The organism is Chroococcus sp. FPU101 (assembly GCF_017312365.1).
Taxonomy (GTDB): Bacteria; Cyanobacteriota; Cyanobacteriia; order Cyanobacteriales; family Microcystaceae; genus Chroococcus.
In genome coordinates this window covers 44,171-68,574 of record NZ_BLJI01000012.1, presented here as the reverse complement: position 1 = coordinate 68,574, position 24,404 = coordinate 44,171, and the positions used below count along the sequence as shown (strand labels likewise).

Sequence of the window (24,404 nt, the reverse complement as noted above, 5' to 3'; positions counted from 1 at the left end):
TGTGTGTGGCTTCGTACCTTATGCGGTTAAGCTTCAGTAATTTATAACTGTCTTAGGACGTATTAATATTCAATAGGAGTAACACTATGCTTGAAGTCATCAACAACCTTTTTACTTCAAGCCCTTTTATCCCTCACGGACATTGTTATCTATGGAAATCGGATTTAGTCTGGCTTCATCTGGTATCTGATGGATTAATTGCCTTAGCCTATTATTCTATTCCGATTAGTCTTTTGTACTTTGTTCGCCGACGTGTAGACTTACCCTACGCTTGGATGTTTTTATTATTTGGGGGATTTATCATCGCCTGTGGCACAACTCACATTATAGAGATTTGGACGCTTTGGTATCCGACTTATTGGCTATCTGGAATCATCAAAGCAATGACGGCTCTTATTTCCGTCACCACAGCAAGTATGCTTGTACCGTTAATTCCCAAAGCTTTAGCACTTCCAAGTCCCGCCGTTTTAGAACGTGAAATAATAGAACGTAAACAGGCTCAAACCGCCTTAAAACAGGCTCACGATGAATTAGAAATCCGAGTCAGAGAACGGACTGAGGAAATTGTCAAAGCTAACCAGAAATTATCGATAGAAATTATAGAACGGGAGCAAACCCAAAAAGCACTCCAACAAAGCGAAAGTCAAAATAAGGCCATAATTGCAGCGATTCCCGATTTGCTGTTGCGTGTCAAAAAGGATGGTTTTTGTATTGATTGTAGAGTGCCAAAAGATATCAATTTAGAAAGCTTTGTTCCCATTACTCACCATCTTTCTGAGGTTTTGCCAGCCAAGTTAGTACAAAATCAATTGGAATACATCGAGCAAGCACTGACGACAAAAGAATTACAAGTTTATGAGCATCAATTTTTTAAATACGACAGATTAGCTTATGAAGAAATACGGATTACTCCACTTAACCATGATGAAGTACTGATTATCGTGCGAGATATTACGACTCGCAAACAATTAGAAGAAAAACTGCATACATACAAAACTGAACTAGAACAACGGGTACAAGAACGTACCAAGCAGCTATTAGAGACGAATCAAGCCCTACAGCAAAGTGAAGCCCGATATCGTGCGATCGTCGATGATCAAACCGAACTGATTACTCGATTTCAAAGCGATGGGACATTGACTTTTATTAATGATGCTTATTGTCGTTATTTTGGGGTGAGAAAAGAAGAATTAATTGGGAACTGTTATGAACCTCTTATTGTTGAAGATGATCGAGAACAGGTCGCAAAACTGATTAACTCAATCTCTGTAGTCAATCCCGTAGTCACGATCGAAAATCGTGTCATTGTGGGTGGACAGATTCGCTGGACACAATGGATTAATCGTATGATCTTAGACGAACAGGGACGATTTTTAGAGTATCAATCTGTTGGGCGTGATACCACAGAGGTTAAACAAGCAGAAACAATTATTACGAGATCACGAGACTTTTATCTTGCTCTTTTTGAAAAATTCCCGACCTTGATCTGGCGTTCTGATGTAAATGCTCAATGCAACTATTTTAATCAAACTTGGTTAGACTTTACAGGTCGAACCATCGAGCAAGAAATGGGAGATGGTTGGTTAGAAGGGGTACATCCTGAAGACTTATATTACTGTCTAGAAACTTATCTCGAAACGATTCAAGCTCGTCAAACATTAATTATGGAGTATCGTTTGCGTCGTTATGATGGGGTATATTGCTGGCTGGCTAATTATGGCGTACCTTTTTATGATCTTGATGGCAATTTTGCGGGATATATTGGTTCTTGTTATCTTATTGACGCTCGTAAACAGGCTGAAGCTGCCCTTCAGAATGCTTACGAAGAATTAGAACAACGGGTTAAAGAACGCACCACCGATCTAGCCCACGCTAACCAAGAATTGCAAACCGAAATTGCAGAACGTAAACGGGCTGAGGAACAAATTAAGACATCACTGAAAGAAAAAGAGGTTTTGTTACAGGAAATCCATCATCGCGTTAAAAATAATCTGCAAGTGATTTGTAGTCTGCTTAATCTTCAATCTCGCAGCATTAAAGATGAAACCGCCTATCAAATTTTAAAAGAAAGTCAGAATCGTGTTCGAGCAATGGCACTGATTCACGAGAAATTGTATCAATCTCAAGATCTCTCAAGAATTAATTTTGCTGAATATATTCATTATTTAGCAACTAATTTATTTCGCTCCTATGGGATCAACACTAGTATAATTACTTTAAAAACAGAAATTAGTCCACGAATTTTACTCGATGTTGATGAAGCCCTTAGCTGCGGTCTAATTGTAAACGAATTAATTTCTAATTCATTAAAATACGCATTTCCCGAAAACCAACTAGGTGAAATTACGGTCAAAATTCAGTTTTTAGAACAAGAAGGGCTTGTGCTACTCATTGGGGATAACGGAATTGGCTTACCAAGCGATTTTGATCTGGATAATCCAAAAACCTTGGGACTAAAATTAGTTAAAAGCTGGATAGCGCAGTCACGAGGAACATTAAAAATTAATTCTATTTCCCAAGGAATTCAATTCAAAATAACATTTCCTAGTTTAAAGTAGTAAAAAAACGTCAAATTAATACAAATGCTAGAAACAATCGTCATAGCAGAAGATGAACTTATTGTAGCTCTAGATTTAGAATCAACCCTAGAAAACTTAGGGTATCATGTACTAGCGATCGCTGATACGGGCTATTTAGCCATTGAGAAAGTAGCAGAAATTCAGCCGAATTTAGTCTTAATGGATATTCGCTTAAAAGGCGATATGGACGGTATTACAGCAGCAGCCGAAATTTATTCGCGTTTTAATATACCTGTCATCTATCTAACTGCATATACTGATGAAAATACTTTAAATCGGGCTAAAGTAACCAGTCCATTTGGCTATATTGTCAAGCCTTTTAATGAAAGAGAATTGCATAGCACTATTGAAATTACTCTTTATAAACACCGCATGGAAAAGCAACTTAAGGAAAAGTCGCAATGGTTATCCACTGTCCTTAAGAGTATTGGTGATGGAGTAATTACTAATGATCTCAATGCAGAGATCACATTTATGAATCCCATTGCCGAATCCTTAACAGGTTGGCCACAAGAAGAAGCATTAGGTAAAGCGTCAACCGAAATCTTTACAATCGTTGATGGAACAAATTATCATCCATCGAAAGTCCTGTTATCAAAGCGATGGAAAAAGGTGAGATTATGAAACTCCCTGAAGATACGCTGCTTTTATCGAAAAACGGGGCTGAAATTCCCATTGGTGATAGTGCTGCACCTATTATTGATGATCAAGAAAATGTCATCGGCGCAGTTTTAGTCTTTTGGGACATGACTGAACAGCGTAAAGTGAGAGAACAATTAAGCTATCAAGCTTTTCACGATGCACTAACGGGTTTACCCAACCGTCTTTTATTTATTGATCGTTTAACACAGGCAATTGAACGACTGAAGCGACATCAAGACACACGATTTGCTGTACTGTTTTTAGATCTAGACCGATTTAAACTGGTTAATGATAGTCTAGGACATCCGATTGGTGATCAATTATTAATTGCGATCGCGGCCAGACTCGAAGGATGTTTGCGTGCTTCAGATACTATTGCTCGTCTAGGAGGAGATGAGTTTGCTATTTTATTAGAAGACATTCAAGATGTTAGCGATGCTTGTCGTGCAGCTGAACGAATTATACAAGAATTGAATGTGCCTTTTAATTTGGATGCACAGCAAGTTTTTACGACGGTGAGTATTGGTATTGTCCTTGGTTTTAGTCATCATGATCAAGTAGAAGATCTGTTGCGAAATGCCGACATTGCTATGTATCGTGCCAAAGCTTTAGGTAAGGCACGTTATGAGGTCTTCGATGCCATCATGCACGCCCAAGCCAAAGCCCTCTTACAATTAGAAAATGACCTAAGACGAGCGATGGATAACTGCGAGTTTGAGGTTTATTATCAACCGATCATATCACTTTCGACCAACAAACTGATCGGTTTTGAAGCCTTGGTACGTTGGCGACACCCCAAACGCGGTTTAATTTCTCCAGCAGAATTTATCCCAATTGCTGAAGAAACTGGACTGATTTTAGAAATTGATCTTTGGGTATTGCAGGAAGCTTGTTATCAAACCCAGTTATGGCAGCAGCAGTTTGCTAATTTTAATCAACCTTTAACGATTAGTGTCAATCTTTCTAGTAAACATTTTACTCGATCTGATTTAGTAGAACAAATTTTACAGGTCTTAGAAGAAACGGGTCTTAATGCCAGTTCTCTAAAATTAGAAATTACAGAAACCGTAATTATCGATAATCCAGAATCGGCTACCACCATTCTCGCACAACTCAAAGCACTGGGAATTGGTCTGAGCATAGATGACTTTGGTACGGGTTATTCGTCATTAAGTTATCTACACCGCTTCCCTTTCGATATTATGAAAATTGATCGCTTTTTTATCAATCGATTAGACAAAGAAAGCGAGAGTTTAGAAATTGTTCGCACGATTATGATGTTGGCTCAAAACTTGAGTATGGTGGTTATTGCCGAGGGTGTCGAAACCTCAGAACAACTAAATAAATTGCAAGAATTACGATGTGAATATGCTCAAGGATACTTTTTTGCTCCACCTTTATCACAGGATGCAGCAGAAAGCTTAATTATGAGAGATCATCAATGATTTTTATACTAATAATTGTACTAATTAACTGAAAGATCGTCGATTCTGTACAATAGTTGAGTAATCTAGCTGATCTTTAATCATGGTACAAGCAAAAATTGGCATCATTGGCGGTAGCGGACTCTATAAAATGGAGGCCCTCAAAGATGTTCAAGAAATTATTCTAGATACGCCTTTTGGTTCTCCGTCTGATGCCATCATTACAGGTACATTAGATGGAGTCACAGTTGCATTTTTAGCGCGTCATGGTCGCAGTCATCATTTAACCCCTACAGAAGTCCCGTTTCGTGCTAATATTCATGCCATGAAACAATTAGGAGTAGAATATATTATTTCTGCTTCGGCGGTGGGTTCTCTATCTGAGGAAGTAAAACCCTTAGATTTAGTCGTACCTGATCAATTTATTGATCGTACAAAACATAGAATTGCTACTTTTTTTGGTGAAGGAATTGTGGGTCATGTGGCTTTTGGTGATCCCGTTTGTCTGGAATTAGCAAAAGTCTTAATGGATGCGGTGGAAAGTTTAAACTTAACGAATGTCACTTTGCATCGTGGGGGAACTTATATCTGTATGGAAGGGCCAGCATTTTCGACGAAAGCTGAATCTAATTTATATCGGAGTTGGGGCGCAAGTATTATCGGAATGACCAATTTAACCGAAGCCAAATTAGCTAGAGAAGCGGAAATTGCTTATGCAACTTTAGCATTAGTTACCGATTATGATTGTTGGCATCCCGATCATGATCAAGTTACGGTAGAAATGGTCATCGGTAACTTACATAAAAATGCGGTTAATGCTCAAAAAGTGATTCAAGAAACAGTACGCCGTATTAGTGATCATCCTTTCGTGTCGACGGCTCATTCTGCTTTAAAATATGCAATCATCACTCCTTTAGATACTGCACCATCTGAAACTAAAGAAAAGTTATCTTTATTTTTGAAAAAATATTTGTAGAGGCATAACTAAAGAAATTGTTATTACAATTTAGGTTGGCAAACGGTTAGTTCTTCTCGCTCTTGGGGATGAGAATTTAGATAATCGTCTAGCCATTGACAACCCTGATTCAGTAGACTACTAAGTCGAGATAATTCATTTTCGACTTGCCATTTTCCTATTTTTCCATTTTGTGAAATAGTAATAAGTTGTTGACTATTTGTTGTGAAATCAATACCTAATAGACTATTTTGCTCACCTTTATATTCTGATCTTAATTGCCCTGATTCGTCCCAAATTCTCGCGGTTCCATCACTAGAAGCGGTTGCGATGAATTTTCCATCATTACTAAAAACAACGCTATAAACAGGAAATAAATCACCTCGGAGGGTGGTGATTAATTGCCTTTGTCTATTCCAGATTTTAACAGTTCCATCGTTAGATGCGGTAGCGATTTTTTGACCATCAGAACTATAGACAATTTGATAAATTCTTGCTTGATTACTAGCAAATTTAATATAGAAATCATCCTGATTTATCAGTTGTATTATACCTTCTCTCGAAGCAATGGCTAATTGGTTTCCATCAGGACTAAAAGCGAGGCTAGAAATCGGATTGACATCAACTTGAACACTTTTTTTAAGTAGAGGTTTTTGATTTTGAATATTCCAGATTGCTACTCTACCATCTCCTAAACCAATGGCAATTTCTGGTAGATTAGGGCTAAAACTAACGCTATAAACTGGAGTAGAATCAATTTCAATCTCTGTTAAGACTTTACCTTTAATATCCCAAATTTTAGCTATTCCACTGCGAGAAGCGGCCGCTATTTTTTGATGATTTGAACTAAAATCAAGATCATAAATCCATTCTAAATCAGATGAAAATTTAGTTGATTGTTTACTTTGAATATTTTTTACAATAATATAACCATCTTTATTCGCTGTAGCAATTTCTGCTCCATCAGGACTAAAACTAACGCTAGTTATGCCAATTTCTGATGATTGATCTTGTGTATAAATAGTTGAATTAAGTTGCCATAGTTTAGCAGTTCCATCGCTAGAAGCGGTTGCTAAAGATTTTCCATCTGGGCTAAATACTGCTTCATATACAGGTTCTAGATGTCCTTTTAAGGTTGTCAGTTCTTGTCCTTGTAAAGTCCAAATTTTAGCAGTTCCATCACTAGAAGCAGTTACTAAAGATTTGCCATCTGGACTAAAATTAACACTATTAACATTTTCTAGATGTCCTTTTAAAGTTAATATTAATTTACCCTGTAAGTCCCAAATTTTTGTTATACCATCGCTAGTAGCTGCGGCTATATATTGAGCATCAGGACTAAAACTAACACTATAAAAAGGTAATAAATTCGGTTGTTTAATAATTAATAATTTTTCTCCTTCTAGGTTCCAAATAATTAAACTTCCATCTCGTGATGCGGTAGCTAGTTTTTTACCATCGGGACTAAAGCTAACATCATCTACAGATTTTTTATGTCCACTAAAAATCCTTAATTGCTGTCCTTTTAAATTCCAAAGTCTCGCAGTTCCGTCTCTCGATGTACTAGCAATAAATTGACCATTTGGACTAAAACTAACACTATAAACTGAACCTTTGTGTCCTTGTAATGTTACTAATGCTTTTTCTTGTAAATCCCATAATATAATTGTTCTATCTTGAGATGCAGTTGCGATTGTTTTACTATCTGGACTAAAGGCTGCACCGTAAATAGCCCCTTGATGTCCTTTTAATGTTTTTAATTCTTTGCCATTTTTAGTCCATAATTTAACAGTATTATCCCTAGATGCTGTTGCTAAATAATTACCACTGGGACTAAAAGCAACGCTAGTCACCGCCTCTTGATGACTTTCTAATTGATTTTTTTCTTGTATTTCTCTTAAGATTTGTTGTAGTGAAATAATCGGGCTAGTGGTTGGATACTTAGCTAAAATACGTTGATCTTTGACTATATTTTCAAGTTTTTGTCCCGCTTGTATGGATGATTTTAAGGCATCTAATTGTTGAAATTGAAATTGTCTTAAGGCTGTCTCGCTAGTTTGTTGAAGTTGTGTTCCAAGTTGTGCTTCCTGTTGCTTTTCGATAGCTTGAAATGTTGCAATCGCAGACCCAATTGCACTCACTAAAGATATTCCTAAAATAACTGAACCAACGCGGATCATCTGTTTAGCTTTTTGATTAGCATTGGTTAAAATTTGATTAGCTTTTCGCTCTGTATCTAAATTAATTTCTATATCTTTTTGTTCAAGTTTCTGACTTGCATTCAAAAATTGATAGTCTAAATTTGATAAACTTTTACCTACTGTCCAAACTAAAGCATCTTTTAAAGATTGTCCTCGTAAAAGACGTGATTCATCTTGATAGTTGGATAACTCCCAAGCATTAATGGCTTCTGAATAGGGTCGAAGTTTTTCTAACTGTTTTATCAACCATTCTTGATTAAAAATAGCTTGATAAATTGGGTTATATACAACTAATTTGTTATTTTTTTCTACTACTAGACCAGATAATTTTAATTCTGTTTGTTCGGGGCTATCATCAACTTCTATCCAGCCATGTTTAAGAATTTGTTGATAAAGTCCTAATAATCTTCCTGCTTTTTGTTCATTTCGTAGCAAACGATCTTTAATCGTTTTAAAGTGGACTGGCTCATCTTGTGATTCCCAGTTTTCTGTCATCGAAGTATTGACTAATTGCGTGATAACTTCTGACTGATTTTCTAAATAAATAAATGCAGAATATTTTTTAACATATTGACATAGCTTTTGAGTTAAAAAAGGTTGTCCCCCTGTCCAATAAAGAATTTCCTTTAAAGCTAAATAAGGACTTTCTACTTTTTCGATTAATCCTTCTTCTAACGATTTTGCTTCTGCTATTGTAAAACCTGTTAATTCAATAGCTTTACCAATATTAAAAGATGTTTGTGTTTTTTCTCGGATCAAATCTGAGGGAGTCGTTACACCAAACAAAGCAAAAGTTACTTGTTCATAGTTTTTATTTTCGGCTCTTTGATTATAGCAAAAGCGAATAAAAGAGAAAAAATCATCGGATGAAAAATCCAAGCTGATAAGTTTATCAATTTCGTCAAAACAAATAATAATTTTTTGTTGTACAAATTCGACAAATATAATCTGTTCTAAAAAATCTTTAAGCTTTTGAACTGGTGGGATGTCTTCTCGCTCTTTTAACCAAGCTTTTAAGTTAAATTTTTTTCCTAAATTAAATCCTAAAAAAAGCTGTATAATCAAGCCATTGTACCACTTTTGTAGATTGACCTCACTTCCTAGACTTGTAATATCAATTGAAGTACAAATAAAGCCTTGTTTTTGCAATTGGTGTATCGTGCGAACCCGTAAGCTAGACTTTCCCATCTGACGACAGTTAAAAACGTAGCAAAATTCACCTGCTTTGAGGGCTTCTAATAAATCTTTATCCGCTTTTCTCTCAACATATGTAGGATGGTTGTGATTTAAACTTCCACCGATGCGATATTCGTAAGTCATTAATGAATCTTATAAAAGATTATTTCATTTTAACAAAATTAGTTAACTGACTGTTGTAATATGTTTTTATTAAGGAAAACTAAGGGAAAAAATGAAAGAGAACGAAAATTTACCACAAATTACTTACATTTTTACAATTTTCTTTTTAACTTTGGGGCCAATGAAGACCATTCCTGTTTTCTACAAAATAGCCCTAAATCTTGAACAAAAAGATCGTTTTCGTCTAGCTTTAAAAAGCAGTTTAATTGCTGCATTGTTGTCCGTACTAATTGCTTTAATTGGTCTAAACATTTTAGACACTTGGAAAGTTTCATTAGATGCAATTCTCATTGTGGGCGGTATTTTCCTGTTTGTCCAAGCTTTTGAAATTGTCTCGCATTTTTCTGGGTCTTCAACACCTCAAGCATCTCCAATTCAAGAAAATAAACCCCTTCGCCTATTGGCAATTTCTCCTTTAGCTGTTCCAGTCATCATCACGCCTTATGGTGTAGTTGCTATTCTACTCTTTATGTCGATTGCACGTAATAATTTATCTCTTGAAATCACAATCTTTGGCTTATTATTACTGATTATGGCACTTAATTTTATCGGAATGTTACTAGCAACCAATATCATGCGGTGGGTTGGTGTAGCAACTTTGCAGATTATTGGCTGGATTTTGGCAATTTTACAAGCTGGGTTGGCGGTAGATTCAATTTTAAAAGCTTTCAAAAATTTGGGACTGATAACAAAAAGCTAAAAATGTTATTTCAATTCTATTTTATTTACTATAATTTCAAGCAAAGGCTTACTCAACACTAACTTAAAGTAATATGAAAAAAACACTCGCCCTGTCTGCTATTGTCCTTAGTATCTCTTTATCTAGTGTCTTAGGACATTCTGAAGCTGCTTCTGCTTGTCCATTCGCTCGTAATTCTGGTACTCTTGATCTACAAAATAAACCCAATAGTCTCTTACCCTTTGCCATCAAAAAAACTCACACTGATATGATGTTTGGCATTGCTGCATCTGTGGGTCTATTGGCTACGGGTTGGGTTGTTGCGCGTCGTCTCAATCATCTTTATTCTGCATCTACTCCAATAGTACATAATGAAGATTCTTTAGCGATTCCTGTTACTGAACAAGTCTAAAAATCTTCTTTTGGTGGGTCTATCCCACCCTTTTTTTGACTCATAATAAGGTATTAGCGCATAAAATTCCTGATGCAGCAACAGCAGGTACACCAATTCCAGGTAAGGTACTATCACCGACGCGATACAGTCCAGAGATAGGAGTATGACAACTGGGGAACATTCCTTGTTCTGCGGCAATTGCAGGGCCGTAGGTTCCCTGATAACGACGCAAATAACGAGCATGAGTCAAGGGTGTTCCAATTAATTCTAGGGTAATTCTGGCGCGAAGATCGGGAATTATTTTTTCTAAAGCTTTGTATAATGATTGTGATCGTTCTTTTTTCTTCTCCTGATATCCGTGATCTTTTTGCCAATTGGAATAGGGTTCTAAGGTATACGCATGAATCACATGATGTCCATTGGGTGCCAGTTTTTTATCCCATACAGAAGGAATGGAAATCATACAGGTATTTCCCGCTTCTATTAGGTCTTTTTCTGTTTGATGTACAACCACATGATGACCCGCTAAATTTTCTAAACCATCAGCTTTTATCCCTAAATGCAGGTGCATAAAACTCTCTATTGATGGTGTTTCTATGGCATTTTTTCGATAGGATTGGGGTAAGTCTTCTGGATTTAATAGATGAGTGTAAGTATCCCAAACTGTCGCATTAGAAATTACTATTTTTGCTGATATTATTTTACCATTCCGTAGTTTTACACCCTTAACTTTTCCTGACTCTACTAATATTTTTTCGACATGAGTTCCTAATCTTAATTCTCCGCCAAATTTTGTAAATCCTCTGATTAATGTTTCTACGATCGCACCACTTCCACCAACAGGATATTCTACATTACTCTGATTCCGTTCCCCTAACATAAAAGCAATTTCTGGCGCAATTGTACCATGAGCTTTTAGACCCGAAAGCAAAAAACATTCTAAATCAATTAAACGTCTCACCCAAAGATCAGTAATATATTGCTCCATGATTCGGCCAACAGAAGAATTGATAATTTTTAACTGGGGTAAAGTTTTTAATAAACTGGGAGCATAGTTTAAGATTAGATTCGGGATTAATTGCCAATCTGCTTTTAATTTTAGTAAAGATATATCTTTTAAACAATCATATAGACCTAAAAGACGAGCATAAAATTTTTCTAATTCTTTTGCTCCTTGAGGTGTAATTTTAGCAATTTCTTTTTGATAATCTTTTAAATTACAGTAAACTGGGAATGTAAATTCAGGAAAATGATAATAACCTAAAGGATCATAAGGAATCACATCTAATTCTTCTTCAATTAAATCCAAGACTTCTTTTAGAGGATTTCTGCTTGGATTTTTGGCACCTAAACCACAATAAAAAGATGGGCCAGAATCAAAGTGAAATCCTTGTCTAATAAAGCTATGTGCTGCACCTCCAGCGATTGTATGACTTTCACAAATCAATACTTTTTTGCCATACTTTGCTAAGATTGCACCCGCACATAAACCACCAATTCCACTACCGATAATAACGATTTCTGGTTCCATATTTAAAGCTTATAAATTGTAATTTGATCAGCAAACCAATTAGCGGCTCTCACATTCGATTCTTGTTCTAGCTTAGAAATAGTTTGTTCGACTAATTTAATCGGTAAGTTAGATAAAGCTACAGAAATATCAATCTCTTGGTAGGTTCCATTTTCTTGTAAACTAAAAGCAATAACCCGTTTTCCTTTAACATCAATGACCCAATATTCAGGTATTCCTAACTCTGCATAAAGATGTTTTTTTTCATCTAAATCTGTAGCTAAAGTAGTATCAGCAACCTCACCGACTAAATTAGGAACTCGATGATATTCTAAATTAATATATCGTCTTTCTCCTTCTCCCCATCGCGGATAATCATCACCAATATATAATACTAAATCGGGTGCGCCTGCTTTTGTGTTTGGTTTTTCGATTTGACACCGACTAAATGAAGAAAAAATCTGATCAGGATGTTGTTGAAACCACACAAAAAATAACATTATTAACAAATCAGCAAATTTTGAATGATTAATGCCTTCGCCGCCCATTTCTGCCAAAAGTTGATTATTATAAAAAAATAGTTTAACCCGTTCGATTGTAGGAGCATCTCGAACGCTCAAATAATCATCCCAAGTCGCGGGTTTCCATTCAGGTATTAAAGATATTTGTGATTCTGATTCAACAGGAATAGAAGAAATCATAATTTCATCAAAATATATCTAATCTTAATTATGACAATCAACAATTCATTATGCAAGAACTTCGCGGTGTTTGGATACCTAATCTTCCCCATAGTCGAGTTTTGAAGTCACCGAAAAATATTGCTCAAAGCATGGACTTTTTACAAGAATATGGATTTAATGTTATCTTTCCAGTGATGTGGAATCAAGGTTATACTTTGTATCCAAGTCAACGAATGCAGCAAGAAGGTTATCCGACTATTTTTCCTCATTTTGCTAAAAATAATTTTGATCCATTAGATATTTTAATTAAAGAAGCACATCGTAGAAATATTGCTGTTATTCCTTGGTTTGAATATGGTTTTGCGGCTTCTCCTATTGTTAATGGTGGACATTTAATCAAAAAAAATCCTCATTGGTTAGCTCTTGATCAAGGTGGTAATAAAGTCATACATGGTGGTTTAACTTGGATGAATAGTTTACATCCAGAAGTACAACAATTTATGTTAGATTTAATCTTAGAAGTTGTACAAAATTACCCTATAGATGGCATTCAAGGTGATGATCGTTTTCCTGCTATGCCCATTGGTGGCGGTTATGATGAGACAACATTAAAAATATATCAACAAGAATACGGAAATCGGGCTAAACCCCCTTTAAATGTAAAAGATCAACAATGGATGCAATGGAGAGCGAATCAACTGACTGTATTTTTACGTCGTCTTTACTTTAAAGTAAAAGCGATTAATCCTAATTTAATTGTTTCGATGGCTCCTGCGGTATATCCTTTTTGTTATCATCATTTATTACAAGATTCTCAAACATGGTTAAACATAGGAATTGTAGATTTACTGCATCCACAGTTCTATCGAGAAAATTTTAAAAGATATGAAATTGAAGTTAATAAAATTCATCTAAGTTTGGATGCGACTCAAAAAGCTAAAATTTCTCCAGGTATTGCTTTTAGAGCGAATGGAGTTCACTTAACATCAAATGATATTTTAAAATGCGTTGTACTTAATCGCAAAAAAGGATTACAGGGACAGGTATTCTTTCACTATGAAGGATTATTAGCCAACAATCAAGCTAATGCAATAGCACTGAAAACAAAGGGAGGATATAATCAAATTGCTTCACTTCCCGCTTTTTGTCGTGCAACAAACGATACATAGAACTTGAATGAGCCATAATGATAGATCGTGACTCTTATCATACAATAGTACAATTAAACTATCGATCTGGCTAATTACGAGCAATGAAATTTACCTGCGCCCAAAATGAATTAAATACTAACCTTTCTCTGGTTAGTCGTGCTGTCCCCTCTCGTCCGACTCATCCTGTTTTAGCAAACGTTTTATTTGTTGCAGATGAGGAAAAAGGAGAAATTAGCCTCACTGCTTTTGATTTAAGTCTAGGGATAAAAACCAGTTTTCAAGCGACTGTTTCCGAAAGTGGGACAGTGACTTTACCCGCAAAACTCCTGACTGATATTGTATCTCGTCTCAGCGATGGCGAAATTACCCTTTTTGTGGACGAACAAGACAACGCAGAAGAACAGACACTAGCAACATTAACTTCGATTTCAGGACGGTTTCAGCTTAGGGGGATGCAAGCGACCGAATTTCCGCAACTTCCTTCAATTGAAGACGGAGAAATCATTATTCTACCCATTACCGCTTTAACAGAGGGTCTAAAAGCATCCCTTTTCGCTGCGAGTACCGATGAAACTAAACAAGTTTTGACTGGAGTTCATTTGACTGGAACACCCGATAATTTAGAATTTGCTGCAACCGATGGTCATCGTTTATCCGTTGTGCAAACTCCTTTAGAAGATGCCGAAACCTCAAATATTACTCAAGGTTTTGGGGTGACTATCCCTGCGAGAACATTACGGGAATTAGAACGTATTCTATCGGTAAATCAAACCACAGATTTAGTGACGTTGCGTGTCGATGAAGGACAGATTATCTTTGAACTAGGGGATCAAAAGTTGACCAGTCGTAAGCTAGAAGGTGCTTACCCCGCTTACCAACAACTCATCCCGAAAAAGTTTGAGCGTTCAGTGACATTAGAACGTAAACGATTATTAAGTAGTCTAGAACGAGTTGCCGTATTGGCCGATCAAAAGAATAATTTAGTTAAATTTAGTCTCAATGGAGATAAAGGACAATTAACCCTATCCGTTGAGTCGCCAGACTTGGGTAGTGCAAAAGAATCAATGCCCGCCGAAATGAGTGGAGATGATACAGATATTGCGTTTAATGTCAAGTATCTGATGGATGGATTAAAAGCTTTACCCGCAACTCATGTTCAAATGCAACTCAACGAAAGCACTCAACCTGTAATCTTTAGTCCGTTAGATGGCTTAAAAATGACATATTTGGTTATGCCAGTGCAAATACGCAGCTAAAAAATACGAGGGGTAGTTCAAATTAGGGGTTTTACCATTAAAACAACCGTTGAACGCCCTGTCACTAAGTAGGTTTTTTCTTTCACATCCGTTGCAGAATCTAACTCACAAACGGCTTCTGATAGAGGAAGGGCAGTATCGACAATGCGCGACCATTTTTCATGTTTGCCTAATATGGGTAATTCAAAAGATAAGGGTTCCCAGTAAGCATTCAATATTACGTGTAAATGTTCGCCCGCTTCAGGATGATGCAAAGAAAAAGCAAGACTACGAGAATCTTTTGACCAGTCGGGTTTCCCTAATTTGACTCCATGCCATGATAAATGTGGGTTGTGACTAGCACAGGTTACCTCTAAAAGGCGTTCTTGTTGGAAAAGTTCCAAATTTTCCGTAAACTGAATCAGTCGCCGTACAAAGCACCACAGGTCAAATTCTTGATCGACTCTACTCCAATCAAACCAGCTTAATTCATTATCCTGACAGTAGCCGTTATTATTTCCGAGTTGAGTCCGTCGAATTTCATCCCCCATTTGGATCATTGGAGTTCCTTGGGACATAAAAAGAATAGTAAAAAAGTTTTTAATCTGTTGTAGTCGCAATGCTTCTATTTCTGGATCATCGGTTGGGCCTTCAATGCCACAGTTCCAACTAAAATTATGATTGGCTCCATCTTGATTATTTTCCCCGTTCGCTTCATTATGTTTATCGTTATAGGAAACTAAATCATTGAGGGTAAAGCCATCGTGACAGGTGAAAAAGTTGATACTACGGTTAATATCGGTATCCTGTCGGTGATAAATATCTGGACTTCCTAAAATTCTCGCGGCTAAATTAGGAATCATTCCCGCATCACTTTTCACAAAACAACGGATATCATCTCGATAAGGGCCATTCCATTCGGAAAACCAGTCTGCATACTCGACAAACTGCCCCACACTGTATAAACCTGCTGCATCCCAAGCTTCTGCGATTAATTTTGTTCCTGCTAGAACTGGATCTGATTCGATCGCCCAGATGATATGATTCATATTAATGCTGTGGGTTTCAATGGGAAAGCCCCGCGAATCTCTGGCTAAAACGGAAGCAAGATCGAAGCGAAACCCGTCTACGTGCATTTCAGATACCCAGTAGCGCAAAGAATCTAAAATTAAGCTGCCCCCGATCGGATGATTTCCCCTAAAAGTATTTCCACAACCGCTATAGTTAGCGTAGTGAATCATGTCGGGTTCTAGGATGTAGTACGCTTCGTTGTCTAATCCTCTAAAGCAGAGAGTGGGCCCTTGATCGTTCCCTTCGGCGGTATGATTGAAGACGACATCTAAAATGACTTCGATTCCAGCGCGGTGTAAGGCTTTCACCATATCTCGAAATTCATTAACCGCCCCAACTCCTGATTTATCAGCAGTATAGCCTCGATGAGGTGCAAAAAATCCGATCGTACTATATCCCCAATAGTTACATAAACCGGGTCGCGCATCTTCTGGGTCAAAATAATGGATGGGTAACAATTCGACGGCGGTGATGCCTAAATTCTTTAAATATGGGATTTTTTCGATTAATCCTGCATAGGTTCCACGTTTTTCGGGGGCGATACCAGAGTTAGGATGACGGGTAAATCCTCCTACGTGTAATTCATAAATGACGCTTTGGGAGTAGGGAATGCGTAGCGGGTGATCTCCTTCCCAGTCATAATTACTTGTATCAACGACCACACTCCGTAAGGCTTTAGCGCAGTTATCCCCAGGCTCGATCGCTGCTTTTCGATTATAAGTCGTATAACCGACGATCGATTTAGCATAGGGATCAAGTAGTACCTTAGAACTATCAAAACGATGTCCTTTTTCGGGTTCAAAAGGCCCATATGCCCGATAAGCATACACTTGCCCTTCACCAATGCCTTTAACGAAAATATGCCAATAATAAAAGGTGCGATTTTTGTCGGGGTCAAGGGGAATTGTAATAACGGGTTTAGGATCGTTAGGCTGATCAAATAGTAATAATTCTATGGATGTTGCATTTTTTGAAAAAACACAGAAATTGACCCCATCAGGTTCAACGGTTGCACCAATTGGATGACTATTACCAGAAAGTGTGGCGAGCAGCATAGGTCTAAACTGGGCTATAGTTTCTCCCATCGTCTCACTTTTAGGGTATTAATTATCATCTACGCTAGATTTTTTATAAATCTTAAATATAACGAATCATTCCAACTATTCTATAATTTCGATTGCATCACCCACGCGAATTACTCCTAAATTGAAGGGAATCATATTTTCACCAAACATAATACCTTGGGTAGATTTACGAAATGTACCTAAAGTTTTTAGAGGTTCTTGTAGGGGATTACGATGTCCTGTTATTTGATCGGTGGTTGTAATAATACATCTTGTACAAGGTTTAACCAGTGAAAATTGAACTTCACCAATTCTAATTATTTTCCATTTTGTTTCTATAAAAGGTTGTTCTGTCTGAATGACGATATTGGAACGAAATCGATTCATTGGTATGGTTTGAGCTTCATTGTTGTAGGTTTCTTTGAGTCTTCTATTGAGTTCCGTTAATGAGGCTGTATTGGTTATTAAAAAGGGATAGCCATCAGCGAAACTGACGGGTAAGTTATTACTAGGCGCGTAATTTTCGTCAATGGGTCTAATATAATCAGGAGATTGTCTAACTAAATAACAAGGGGTATTGAGAAAAGTCGTAAACCATTGAGACACCTGATCATCTTGTAAAATAGCAACTGTGCGATCGCGCCAAATCTCTACTTTAATTTCTTCTCCTATTAATGTCGGATTAAAAGCAACAGAACCTAAAGATTGATCTAACGATGATAAAGTGATTTGACTATCTTGAATCTCTATTTTAACGGTTGCTAACTGAGGATATTGTCTTTGTGTAAAAAATTTTCCTGCTGGATTGACTAGCATAAATTCTCGATCCCACAAAAAACCTTTTTGAGAGATTTCGGCATCATCTTTTCTAATACCTTGACAGGATTTAATCGGGTAAATATTTATTTCAGAAACAATCATATTTTTTATCTATTGTCAATCGATTGTAAAGCTTGAATATAAGCTTGTGCCACTGCATCCCAAGTCCAATGGGAAAAACGTTCTTGAATTTCTAAATCGGACAATTTTGGCAGAGGATTTTTAATAAATTCTTCCATACATTCTGCTAGTTTTTCTACATTTCCTACGGGAAACAAACGAACGCGATCAGAACATTGATATAAATCGACTTGTTCTTGAAAAACTTTTAAGTCCGAGGCAATTACGGGAACTCCTCGCACAATTGCTTCAGAAACCGCTAACCCAAATCCTTCATATTGAGAGGTCATAATCACACAAGAACTGCTCTGATATAAATATTCAACTTTTTCATAGTCACAGTAGCCTAAACCTTCAAAATATTGTTCAAAAATTGCCTGATTTTGAGTATATAATTCTTGACATTCCTTGACATAATTTGCATACTCTTGTGTATTTGATTGCTGAGATAGTTTTAACTGACCTTGAATTAAACCATCTGTTTCTCGACCTAGTAATACAATTTTAAAGTCTAGATTTTTTTGTGCTAAAATTACTCCTGCTTTTAATAACGTTAAATGGTCTTTATAAATCCCAAAAGATGAGGGAAAGTAAAATTGTATTGTTTGACTGGTTTTGTCAATTGGATAAGCGTTAATTTTTTCCTGTTCAGTTGATACTAAATATCCCGATAGAGGCACAGGTTTTAAGACTTTTTGATAATCAGCATGAGGAAAAACTTTTAAAATATCATCACGAGTTTTCTGTGATATTGTAAAAATGATGTCAGCTGTATTTAGCCATTTTTCAAACGGTTCATTGTATTTTTTGCGATACTCTTCAGAGTAAGTTAAAGGAGCAAACATCCAAAACAAATCATAAGCAATTCCACTTAAACTTACATTAACTTTTGGTGGAGTCAGTTTATTGATAATTGCATATAAACAATATTCGGCTTGATATTTACTAATTAGCTCATTCAGTCTAGCTTGAATTTTTAATTTAGCAGTTTTGTTCTTTAAAATTATTTTGATTGCTGTTGCGTTTAGTTTACCCAATATATCAGTTTTTAGCAAAAAATTAATCAATCTTAATTGAAAACTATAATTTTCTATCTGAAAATTTTCATAACAGATTTTTTCAGATTTAGGTAATAATGATTGAAAGTAGGGAATATCTTTATCTGGTAAAACTAAAATGATTTGCTCAACATAATTGATTAAACTAATAACCAAAGAGATAATAACTCTTTCAACGCCACCTTTGCGATAAAATTCGATAGGAATAATAATCTTCATCTGAACTAACTTCTTATTTTTTTTCTAAATAATTTTTAACAATTTCTTTAAACTCTTGACTAAATCTTTCAGTTGAAAATAAAACCTTTTGTTTTTGTAAGGCTTGCCGTAAATGGCTTTGTTTTTCTTCATTACTAAGAACTTTAACAATTGCTTCTACAGCATCTTCATCCGTATTAAATAATAAATCTTGATTTTTCTCTCCTACAATTTCAACTTGACCACCAGTAGATTTAACAAAAGGAATTGCTCCCGCTTTGACTATTTCTGCTACAGAAATTCCAAAAGGTTCTTGTTTACGATGAATTCCATATTTACAGCTATAAAGAATTTTTGAATAATCCTCATAACTTAAATTTCTATACAGTTTAACCCAATCCGAATTATCTTCAATCATTTTATTGAGAAAACGTAAATAATCTTGTTCACCACCACCGCCACCACCTGTTAAATATAATTTAACATCAAATCCTCTTTCACGAACGGCTTTAATAATTGAAATAGCTTGATGAGGCTGTTTAGCCTTAACTAATCTTCCACTACAAATAAAAGCATTTTCTTTGTCTTCCCAAGGTATATCAATTGATTCAATCACGACAGGAGGGTAAACGATGATTGGTTCTACATTATAAAAATTTTGAGCTTGTTGTGCAACGGTTTTAGAATTGACTAAAGAAACATTTTTTTTCAATCTTTCTACCGAGAAATCAGACAACTTATTATAATATTTTTTAGCTAACTTATTTTTTTCTACTACTCCAGTCCAGTGAATATATTGTATCCCTGGTTTGCCTAAATCAACAGCATTATATCCTGATATGAGTAGGTCATAATCATCTTGTTTAGCTTTAATCAAGCGTAGAACAGAATGTAATGAGAATTGTTTAAAATGCTTAGTATTAGAATTTAAAAAGTTACTAGGTGCCGTTAAGAATTGAGGAAGTATTGACTTAATTTTAATGGTTTGCTTCGAGAGGTGAGTACCATATTTTAAATTTAGCTTATCTAAGTCAATATCGGAAAAAGTAAACAGTGTTACATCATAATTATCTTTTAAAGCTTCTAGCATCCAAAGTGCGACAGCTTCTGCACCCCCTCCGAGAAAGCAAGGATAATAAACAGCTATTTTAAAGTCTTGGTTTGTCTGCGTCTGCATCTTGAGAAAAAATCCTCATTCAACTAATTGTCATTAGCTATAAGATTATATTCCTAAAAAATGCTGAGTCAACTAAATTTATTTTTCCTTTCAAAGACAAGCTACTCACAGGTTCTATTTTGTTTCCATCAAACCAGCATTTTTAATTTTTTAAGTTCAAATGTACCATTAATTAAAACTAAGCATCAACTTAACTGATCGAAAATTACATAAAAATTGTTTTCAAGTCGGTTGATGGAGAAGATTAAAAATCGTTCAACCTATTAAATTAAAGCTTCCTTAAGAAATGTCAGCATTGTTTGACTTATAGAATATTATTGAGGTTTATAAATTATTAGTCAAGAAAATGAAAAGAAGATATAAATCCCTATAGAGTACATAGTTTTTCACTCAGAATCAACAAGTTTAGCTATTTGATATCTAGTATACAATTACTTAACTTACCGATTAACAGTCTTTCTATAATGTTCAGTATAGATATATAGATATGTTGATTTTTGATAAAAGTGAGGGTATTCTTATTGTGATGAAGCATAATTATAGACAGTTCTGTTAAATCAGACCAAATTCATATCATAATAAATTGAAAAATGAACAAGAAAAATGTATTGTTAACGACAGTTTTATCGGCGGCCTTGCTTCCTACGGCGGCGGGTCTGGCTGAAGCGGCGATCATACAAACAATTGATCCTTTATCGACGGCGCAAACTACAAGGAGAACTCAGCCCAATGGAACAGCGACCACTTCTGCCTCTGTTCCTGGCACGATTTTTAGTGCTGGCAATATCACTCGTCGGTTGAGTGTAACTAAACAAGGTGGTAGAGGTTTAGGTGAAACCATAATTCCTACGACCAATTTCGGTGCAGGTATTGAGGTTAATAATATTTCGGGCGTAAATAGTTTAGTAACAATTTCATACGGTAATCCAGCCGCAAACCCAACTTTTGCTCCTGTGGATTTAACGGTTGGTGGTTTGGCTGATCGGGTTTCTCTAGGAATTATCCTTAATGAAGTTGGTGGAACGGCTGTCACACCTTTCTCGGTCACCATCAACGGTATTACTGTTAGCAAATCTCTTGGTTTCAAGGATAGCACTGACCCAGTTTTGCCTTTAGATTTCTTATTTTCTGATTTTACTGCTATCAATTCAGCTTTTAATCCAACCGCAGTAACGTCATTTAAGTTAGTCCTCGATCCTCCTGCTAATGGAGACATTGCCATTTCTTTCTTAGGTGTGGGTAATGCTATGACGACTCCAGAACCGACGGCATTGCTAGGACTATTAGCGGTTGCGGGTGCAACGGCTACGATGCGGAAAAAGCAATTGCACTCAAAGTAAATATGCTGTTTAATCTGCTTAAAAATCGGTGATTAGTTTATCTAATCGCCTCTTTTTTTGCTTGAGGGTTTGATTGCCAAACCCCTAATAAAATACGATTACGGTTGCCAGTTAGCCCAGTCATTCGGTTTAAGAAAAACGTCGTAGAGTTCGGCTTCTGGGGTATTGGGTTCGGGTTGATAGCCATATTCCCAACGTACCAAAGGCGGTAAAGACATTAAGATCGATTCCGTGCGTCCGTTGGTTTGCAGCCCAAAAATTGTACCGCGATCGTAAACTAAATTAAACTCGACATATCTACCGCGACGATAAAGCTGGAATTGACGTTCTCTGTCTCCATATTCAGTCTTGTGGCGTTTTTCGACAATGGGAACATAAGCGCTTAAAAAAGCTTGACCACATTCAGAAACGAAATCAAATAGATCCTCCCAAGTACGAGGACGTTGAGGAGACAATTGATTACTATAAAGTGCCGCCGCTTTATCGGGATGGGGCCCGCGATAAAGAGGATCTAAACCATCTTGGTAATCAAAAAAGATACCACCAATGCCACGTGTTTCATTACGATGTTTGAGATAAAAATACTCATCGCACCACCGCTTAAAAACTGGATAGTATTCAGGATGATGTTGATCGCAAGCGTGTTTAAAAGTCCGATGGAAATGGGCAGCATCTTCAGCAAAAGGATAATAGGGGGTTAAATCAGCACCACCACCAAACCACCACACAGGCCCTGCTTCAAAGTAGCGATAGTTCAAATGCACTGTAGGCGCATACGGATTATGGGGATGTAACACCATAGAGGTACCTGTGGCATAAAATTGATGTCCTGCGGCTTCTGGACGCTGTTTCAAGATTGAGGGGGGCAGTTCATGACCCCAAACCTCAGAAAAATTCACTCCTGCTTGCTCGAATACACCTCCTTGGGTCAGAACGCGGGAACGACCGCCGCCCCCTTCGGAACGGTTCCAACTATCTTCTTTAAACTGACTGACTCCATCTACTGCTTGTAAACCTGTACAAATTTCGTCTTGAATCTTCTGCATCAATTGGCGAACTCTGGTTCTGGCATCAGTCGGCGGGAGGGAAGCTTGGATATTTTGAATCAATGCGGTCATGATGATTTTAAATTAATTTAAGGATTTACAAAAATCTTACCCAGTCAATCATCTTAACACTGGGGTGATTAGTCCAAATGGGTGTTCTTGATTTGTGGCAAGATATCTTAATATTATTTTTCGGACAACAAAAAATGTAGCCCTAATCTAAAACTCCTAATCTAAAGCTGGTGACGGGATTTGAACCTGCGACCGGCTGATTACAAATCAGCTGCTCTACCACTGAGCTACACCAGCACTTTAACTAGGATAACAAAGTTTTGTTTTTTTGTTAAGATCATTCTCTACGCCATACTGCATTCAATAGCCCAGCGTGCTAATTCTGTGCGATTTTTTAGATTAGTTTTGTTCAACATATTAGAAACATGGCTTTCTATGGTTCGTTGGCTCACATTTAATTTATCGGCAATTTCTCGGTTAGCTAACCCCTGAGCGACCAATTGCACCACTTTTAACTCAGTTGGCGTTAATTCGACACTATTGGCGACTTGAATTCGGGCATTTTCCTCAAGAGAGGAGCGACTATTATGACGCATCAAGCGACTAGCCTGTTTTAGAGATGATTCAACTTGAGCCACCAATTCTTCGGGTTCAAAAGGTTTGATCATATAAACATCAGCCCCTTTAGTTAGTCCTTTAACGCGGTCTTGGCTTTGGCCTTTTGCTGAAAGGAACATGACGGGTATCCAGTTGGTTCGACTATCTTGACGAATTGATTCGACAAAGGAATAACCATCCATTTCAGGCATCATGACATCACAAATAATCATGTCTGGTTGTTGTCTGGTTAAAACATCAATAGCGTCTCGTCCATTCTCGGCGGTGACGACTTCATATCCTCGAAATTCAAGATAATCTTTGACGAGTAGAATGAGATTAGGATCGTCATCGATGAGCAGAAGTCTTTTGCTGTCTTTATTGGTATCTTTCATTAACAAGGCTCACTTTCTTTAAAGTTGAGTGTATAAAATGTCTTGCTATTCTGCGTGGTAACCGTAGAGAAAAATATGCTTCATCGGATCAATTGTCCAAGCACGAGATTATATTACGGTACACTATCGTTAATATGCCCAGAACTACATTATAAATTTACAGATGTCTCCGTTTTTTAACGGATATTTTAGCGAAGGATTTCATTAACGGTTTTTGTGACTGTGATTGGTTCGATTGAGCTAGAGGGCAAGGGTTGAATCAAAAAGGCATATTCTTCGACAATTTGATTCTTTAAAAGATGTTCTTGAATAATTCGTTCAATAACTTCTGGCGTAGCGTGACGATACCATACACCGTCAGGATAGACTAGCAAAATTGGGCCATCCAGACAAACCCTCAGACAATTTACTTTTGTCCGAAAAATACAGCTAGGTATATTAGAGGTGGGTTGATCTAATCCTAATTCTTTAAGTCTGCGTTTTAAATAATTCCAAGCTTCAAGACTAACATCTTTAGTACAACAGTTTGGTTTAGTTTGATCTGCACAGATAAAAACATGACGTTGAATGTATTTTAGTCCTAATGCTTGAATACAGTTCTCAAAGACATTGTTTTCCTTCTCTGTGAAAGTGGCTGTTGTTTCGACGCTCAATTGAACGTCGGCTACCTCTTCATTCATTGGCGTTGATCTCAA

19 protein-coding genes and 1 tRNA gene are annotated in these 24,404 nt (G+C 36.6%); 9 read left to right on the top strand and 11 right to left on the bottom strand.

Annotated elements, in window-relative coordinates:
- Window positions 1-86 precede the first annotated feature (86 nt).
- The 4 genes from CFPU101_RS12730 (at window position 87) to CFPU101_RS12720 (ending at window position 5,621) form a co-directional block, all read left to right on the top strand.
- Window positions 87-2,558 carry a PAS domain S-box protein gene (locus CFPU101_RS12730; protein WP_206815714.1) on the top strand — a complete coding sequence of 824 codons (2,472 nt, stop codon included), beginning with the start codon at window positions 87-89 and terminating at the stop codon, window positions 2,556-2,558.
- A gap of 24 nt (window positions 2,559-2,582) precedes the next feature.
- Window positions 2,583-3,203 (top strand): response regulator, encoded by a 621-nt coding sequence (locus CFPU101_RS25610; protein ID WP_242577935.1) that lies wholly within the window; start codon window positions 2,583-2,585, stop codon window positions 3,201-3,203.
- Window positions 3,200-4,666, top strand: a complete 1,467-nt coding sequence (locus CFPU101_RS12725) for a bifunctional diguanylate cyclase/phosphodiesterase (protein WP_242577933.1) — start codon at window positions 3,200-3,202, stop codon at window positions 4,664-4,666. The genes CFPU101_RS25610 and CFPU101_RS12725 overlap by 4 nt, the downstream gene beginning before the upstream one ends.
- Window positions 4,667-4,748: 82 nt before the next feature.
- Complete coding sequence (locus CFPU101_RS12720) at window positions 4,749-5,621, top strand: S-methyl-5'-thioadenosine phosphorylase (RefSeq protein ID WP_206815713.1); 873 nt, start codon at window positions 4,749-4,751, stop codon at window positions 5,619-5,621.
- 23 nt (window positions 5,622-5,644) lie between these two features.
- On the opposite strand, the gene CFPU101_RS12715 is transcribed toward CFPU101_RS12720, so the two are convergent.
- Window positions 5,645-9,121 carry an AAA-like domain-containing protein gene (locus tag CFPU101_RS12715; RefSeq protein WP_206815712.1) on the bottom strand — a complete coding sequence of 1,159 codons (3,477 nt, stop codon included), beginning with the start codon at window positions 9,119-9,121 and terminating at the stop codon, window positions 5,645-5,647.
- 91 nt (window positions 9,122-9,212) lie between these two features.
- On the opposite strand from CFPU101_RS12715, the gene CFPU101_RS12710 reads away from it, so the two are divergent.
- Entirely contained in the window at window positions 9,213-9,860 is a 648-nt protein-coding gene (locus CFPU101_RS12710; protein ID WP_206815711.1) for a MarC family protein, read from the top strand.
- A 73-nt stretch (window positions 9,861-9,933) separates the two neighbouring features.
- Entirely contained in the window at window positions 9,934-10,251 is a 318-nt protein-coding gene (locus tag CFPU101_RS12705; RefSeq protein WP_206815710.1) for a hypothetical protein, read from the top strand.
- Window positions 10,252-10,291: 40 nt separating this feature from the next.
- On the opposite strand, the gene CFPU101_RS12700 is transcribed toward CFPU101_RS12705, so the two are convergent.
- Both CFPU101_RS12700 and CFPU101_RS12695 read right to left on the bottom strand, forming a co-directional pair.
- A complete protein-coding gene (locus CFPU101_RS12700; protein ID WP_206815709.1) occupies window positions 10,292-11,764 on the bottom strand; it encodes an NAD(P)/FAD-dependent oxidoreductase in 1,473 nt (490 codons plus the stop codon).
- Window positions 11,765-11,766: 2 nt separating this feature from the next.
- Window positions 11,767-12,444 carry a Uma2 family endonuclease gene (locus CFPU101_RS12695; RefSeq protein WP_206815708.1) on the bottom strand — a complete coding sequence of 226 codons (678 nt, stop codon included), beginning with the start codon at window positions 12,442-12,444 and terminating at the stop codon, window positions 11,767-11,769.
- A gap of 50 nt (window positions 12,445-12,494) precedes the next feature.
- Here CFPU101_RS12695 and CFPU101_RS12690 point away from each other — a divergent pair, with 50 nt between their 5' ends.
- Both CFPU101_RS12690 and dnaN read left to right on the top strand, forming a co-directional pair.
- A complete protein-coding gene (locus CFPU101_RS12690) occupies window positions 12,495-13,595 on the top strand; it encodes a glycoside hydrolase family 10 protein (RefSeq protein ID WP_206815707.1) in 1,101 nt (366 codons plus the stop codon).
- A gap of 83 nt (window positions 13,596-13,678) precedes the next feature.
- Window positions 13,679-14,833, top strand: coding sequence for a DNA polymerase III subunit beta (dnaN, locus tag CFPU101_RS12685; protein ID WP_206815706.1), 1,155 nt, complete (start codon window positions 13,679-13,681; stop codon window positions 14,831-14,833).
- A 17-nt stretch (window positions 14,834-14,850) separates the two neighbouring features.
- Here dnaN and glgX read toward each other — a convergent pair whose 3' ends face one another.
- The 4 genes from glgX to CFPU101_RS12665 form a co-directional block, all read right to left on the bottom strand.
- The gene (glgX, locus tag CFPU101_RS12680) at window positions 14,851-16,938 is read right to left on the bottom strand and encodes a glycogen debranching protein GlgX (protein ID WP_206815705.1); all 2,088 of its coding nucleotides are present in this window, start codon (window positions 16,936-16,938) and stop codon (window positions 14,851-14,853) included.
- Window positions 16,939-17,043: 105 nt separating this feature from the next.
- Window positions 17,044-17,868, bottom strand: coding sequence for an MOSC domain-containing protein (locus CFPU101_RS12675; protein WP_206815704.1), 825 nt, complete (start codon window positions 17,866-17,868; stop codon window positions 17,044-17,046).
- A gap of 5 nt (window positions 17,869-17,873) precedes the next feature.
- Window positions 17,874-19,163: a glycosyltransferase gene (locus CFPU101_RS12670; protein ID WP_206815703.1), complete on the bottom strand. Its 1,290-nt coding sequence runs from the start codon at window positions 19,161-19,163 to the stop codon at window positions 17,874-17,876.
- Window positions 19,164-19,176: 13 nt separating this feature from the next.
- Complete coding sequence (locus CFPU101_RS12665; protein WP_242577924.1) at window positions 19,177-20,232, bottom strand: glycosyltransferase; 1,056 nt, start codon at window positions 20,230-20,232, stop codon at window positions 19,177-19,179.
- Window positions 20,233-20,909: 677 nt separating this feature from the next.
- Here CFPU101_RS12665 and CFPU101_RS12660 point away from each other — a divergent pair.
- On the top strand, window positions 20,910-21,659 hold the full coding sequence (locus tag CFPU101_RS12660; RefSeq protein WP_206815701.1) for a PEP-CTERM sorting domain-containing protein: 750 nt from the start codon (window positions 20,910-20,912) through the stop codon (window positions 21,657-21,659).
- 98 nt (window positions 21,660-21,757) lie between these two features.
- On the opposite strand, the gene hemF is transcribed toward CFPU101_RS12660, so the two are convergent.
- From hemF to CFPU101_RS12640, 4 genes are all read right to left on the bottom strand, one after another.
- The gene (gene hemF, locus CFPU101_RS12655) at window positions 21,758-22,777 is read right to left on the bottom strand and encodes an oxygen-dependent coproporphyrinogen oxidase (RefSeq protein ID WP_206815700.1); all 1,020 of its coding nucleotides are present in this window, start codon (window positions 22,775-22,777) and stop codon (window positions 21,758-21,760) included.
- Between the two features lie 165 nt (window positions 22,778-22,942).
- A tRNA-Thr gene (locus CFPU101_RS12650) sits at window positions 22,943-23,014 on the bottom strand.
- 47 nt (window positions 23,015-23,061) lie between these two features.
- Window positions 23,062-23,709 (bottom strand): response regulator transcription factor, encoded by a 648-nt coding sequence (locus CFPU101_RS12645; protein ID WP_206815699.1) that lies wholly within the window; start codon window positions 23,707-23,709, stop codon window positions 23,062-23,064.
- A 188-nt stretch (window positions 23,710-23,897) separates the two neighbouring features.
- Window positions 23,898-24,389, bottom strand: a complete 492-nt coding sequence (locus tag CFPU101_RS12640) for a ferredoxin (RefSeq protein WP_242577922.1) — start codon at window positions 24,387-24,389, stop codon at window positions 23,898-23,900.
- Between the last annotated feature and the right edge of the window lie 15 nt (window positions 24,390-24,404).

Coding starts and splice junctions, on each gene's coding strand:
- CFPU101_RS12730 (WP_206815714.1), top strand. CDS start 87: ATGCTTGAAGTCATCAACAACCTTTTTACTTCAAGCCCTTTTATCCCT.
- CFPU101_RS25610 (WP_242577935.1), top strand. CDS start 2,583: ATGCTAGAAACAATCGTCATAGCAGAAGATGAACTTATTGTAGCTCTA.
- CFPU101_RS12725 (WP_242577933.1), top strand. CDS start 3,200: ATGAAACTCCCTGAAGATACGCTGCTTTTATCGAAAAACGGGGCTGAA.
- CFPU101_RS12720 (WP_206815713.1), top strand. CDS start 4,749: ATGGTACAAGCAAAAATTGGCATCATTGGCGGTAGCGGACTCTATAAA.
- CFPU101_RS12715 (WP_206815712.1), bottom strand. CDS start 9,121: ATGACTTACGAATATCGCATCGGTGGAAGTTTAAATCACAACCATCCT.
- CFPU101_RS12710 (WP_206815711.1), top strand. CDS start 9,213: ATGAAAGAGAACGAAAATTTACCACAAATTACTTACATTTTTACAATT.
- CFPU101_RS12705 (WP_206815710.1), top strand. CDS start 9,934: ATGAAAAAAACACTCGCCCTGTCTGCTATTGTCCTTAGTATCTCTTTA.
- CFPU101_RS12700 (WP_206815709.1), bottom strand. CDS start 11,764: ATGGAACCAGAAATCGTTATTATCGGTAGTGGAATTGGTGGTTTATGT.
- CFPU101_RS12695 (WP_206815708.1), bottom strand. CDS start 12,444: ATGATTTCTTCTATTCCTGTTGAATCAGAATCACAAATATCTTTAATA.
- CFPU101_RS12690 (WP_206815707.1), top strand. CDS start 12,495: ATGCAAGAACTTCGCGGTGTTTGGATACCTAATCTTCCCCATAGTCGA.
- dnaN (WP_206815706.1), top strand. CDS start 13,679: ATGAAATTTACCTGCGCCCAAAATGAATTAAATACTAACCTTTCTCTG.
- glgX (WP_206815705.1), bottom strand. CDS start 16,938: ATGCTGCTCGCCACACTTTCTGGTAATAGTCATCCAATTGGTGCAACC.
- CFPU101_RS12675 (WP_206815704.1), bottom strand. CDS start 17,868: ATGATTGTTTCTGAAATAAATATTTACCCGATTAAATCCTGTCAAGGT.
- CFPU101_RS12670 (WP_206815703.1), bottom strand. CDS start 19,163: ATGAAGATTATTATTCCTATCGAATTTTATCGCAAAGGTGGCGTTGAA.
- CFPU101_RS12665 (WP_242577924.1), bottom strand. CDS start 20,232: ATGCTAGAAGCTTTAAAAGATAATTATGATGTAACACTGTTTACTTTT.
- CFPU101_RS12660 (WP_206815701.1), top strand. CDS start 20,910: ATGAACAAGAAAAATGTATTGTTAACGACAGTTTTATCGGCGGCCTTG.
- hemF (WP_206815700.1), bottom strand. CDS start 22,777: ATGACCGCATTGATTCAAAATATCCAAGCTTCCCTCCCGCCGACTGAT.
- CFPU101_RS12645 (WP_206815699.1), bottom strand. CDS start 23,709: ATGAAAGATACCAATAAAGACAGCAAAAGACTTCTGCTCATCGATGAC.
- CFPU101_RS12640 (WP_242577922.1), bottom strand. CDS start 24,389: ATGAATGAAGAGGTAGCCGACGTTCAATTGAGCGTCGAAACAACAGCC.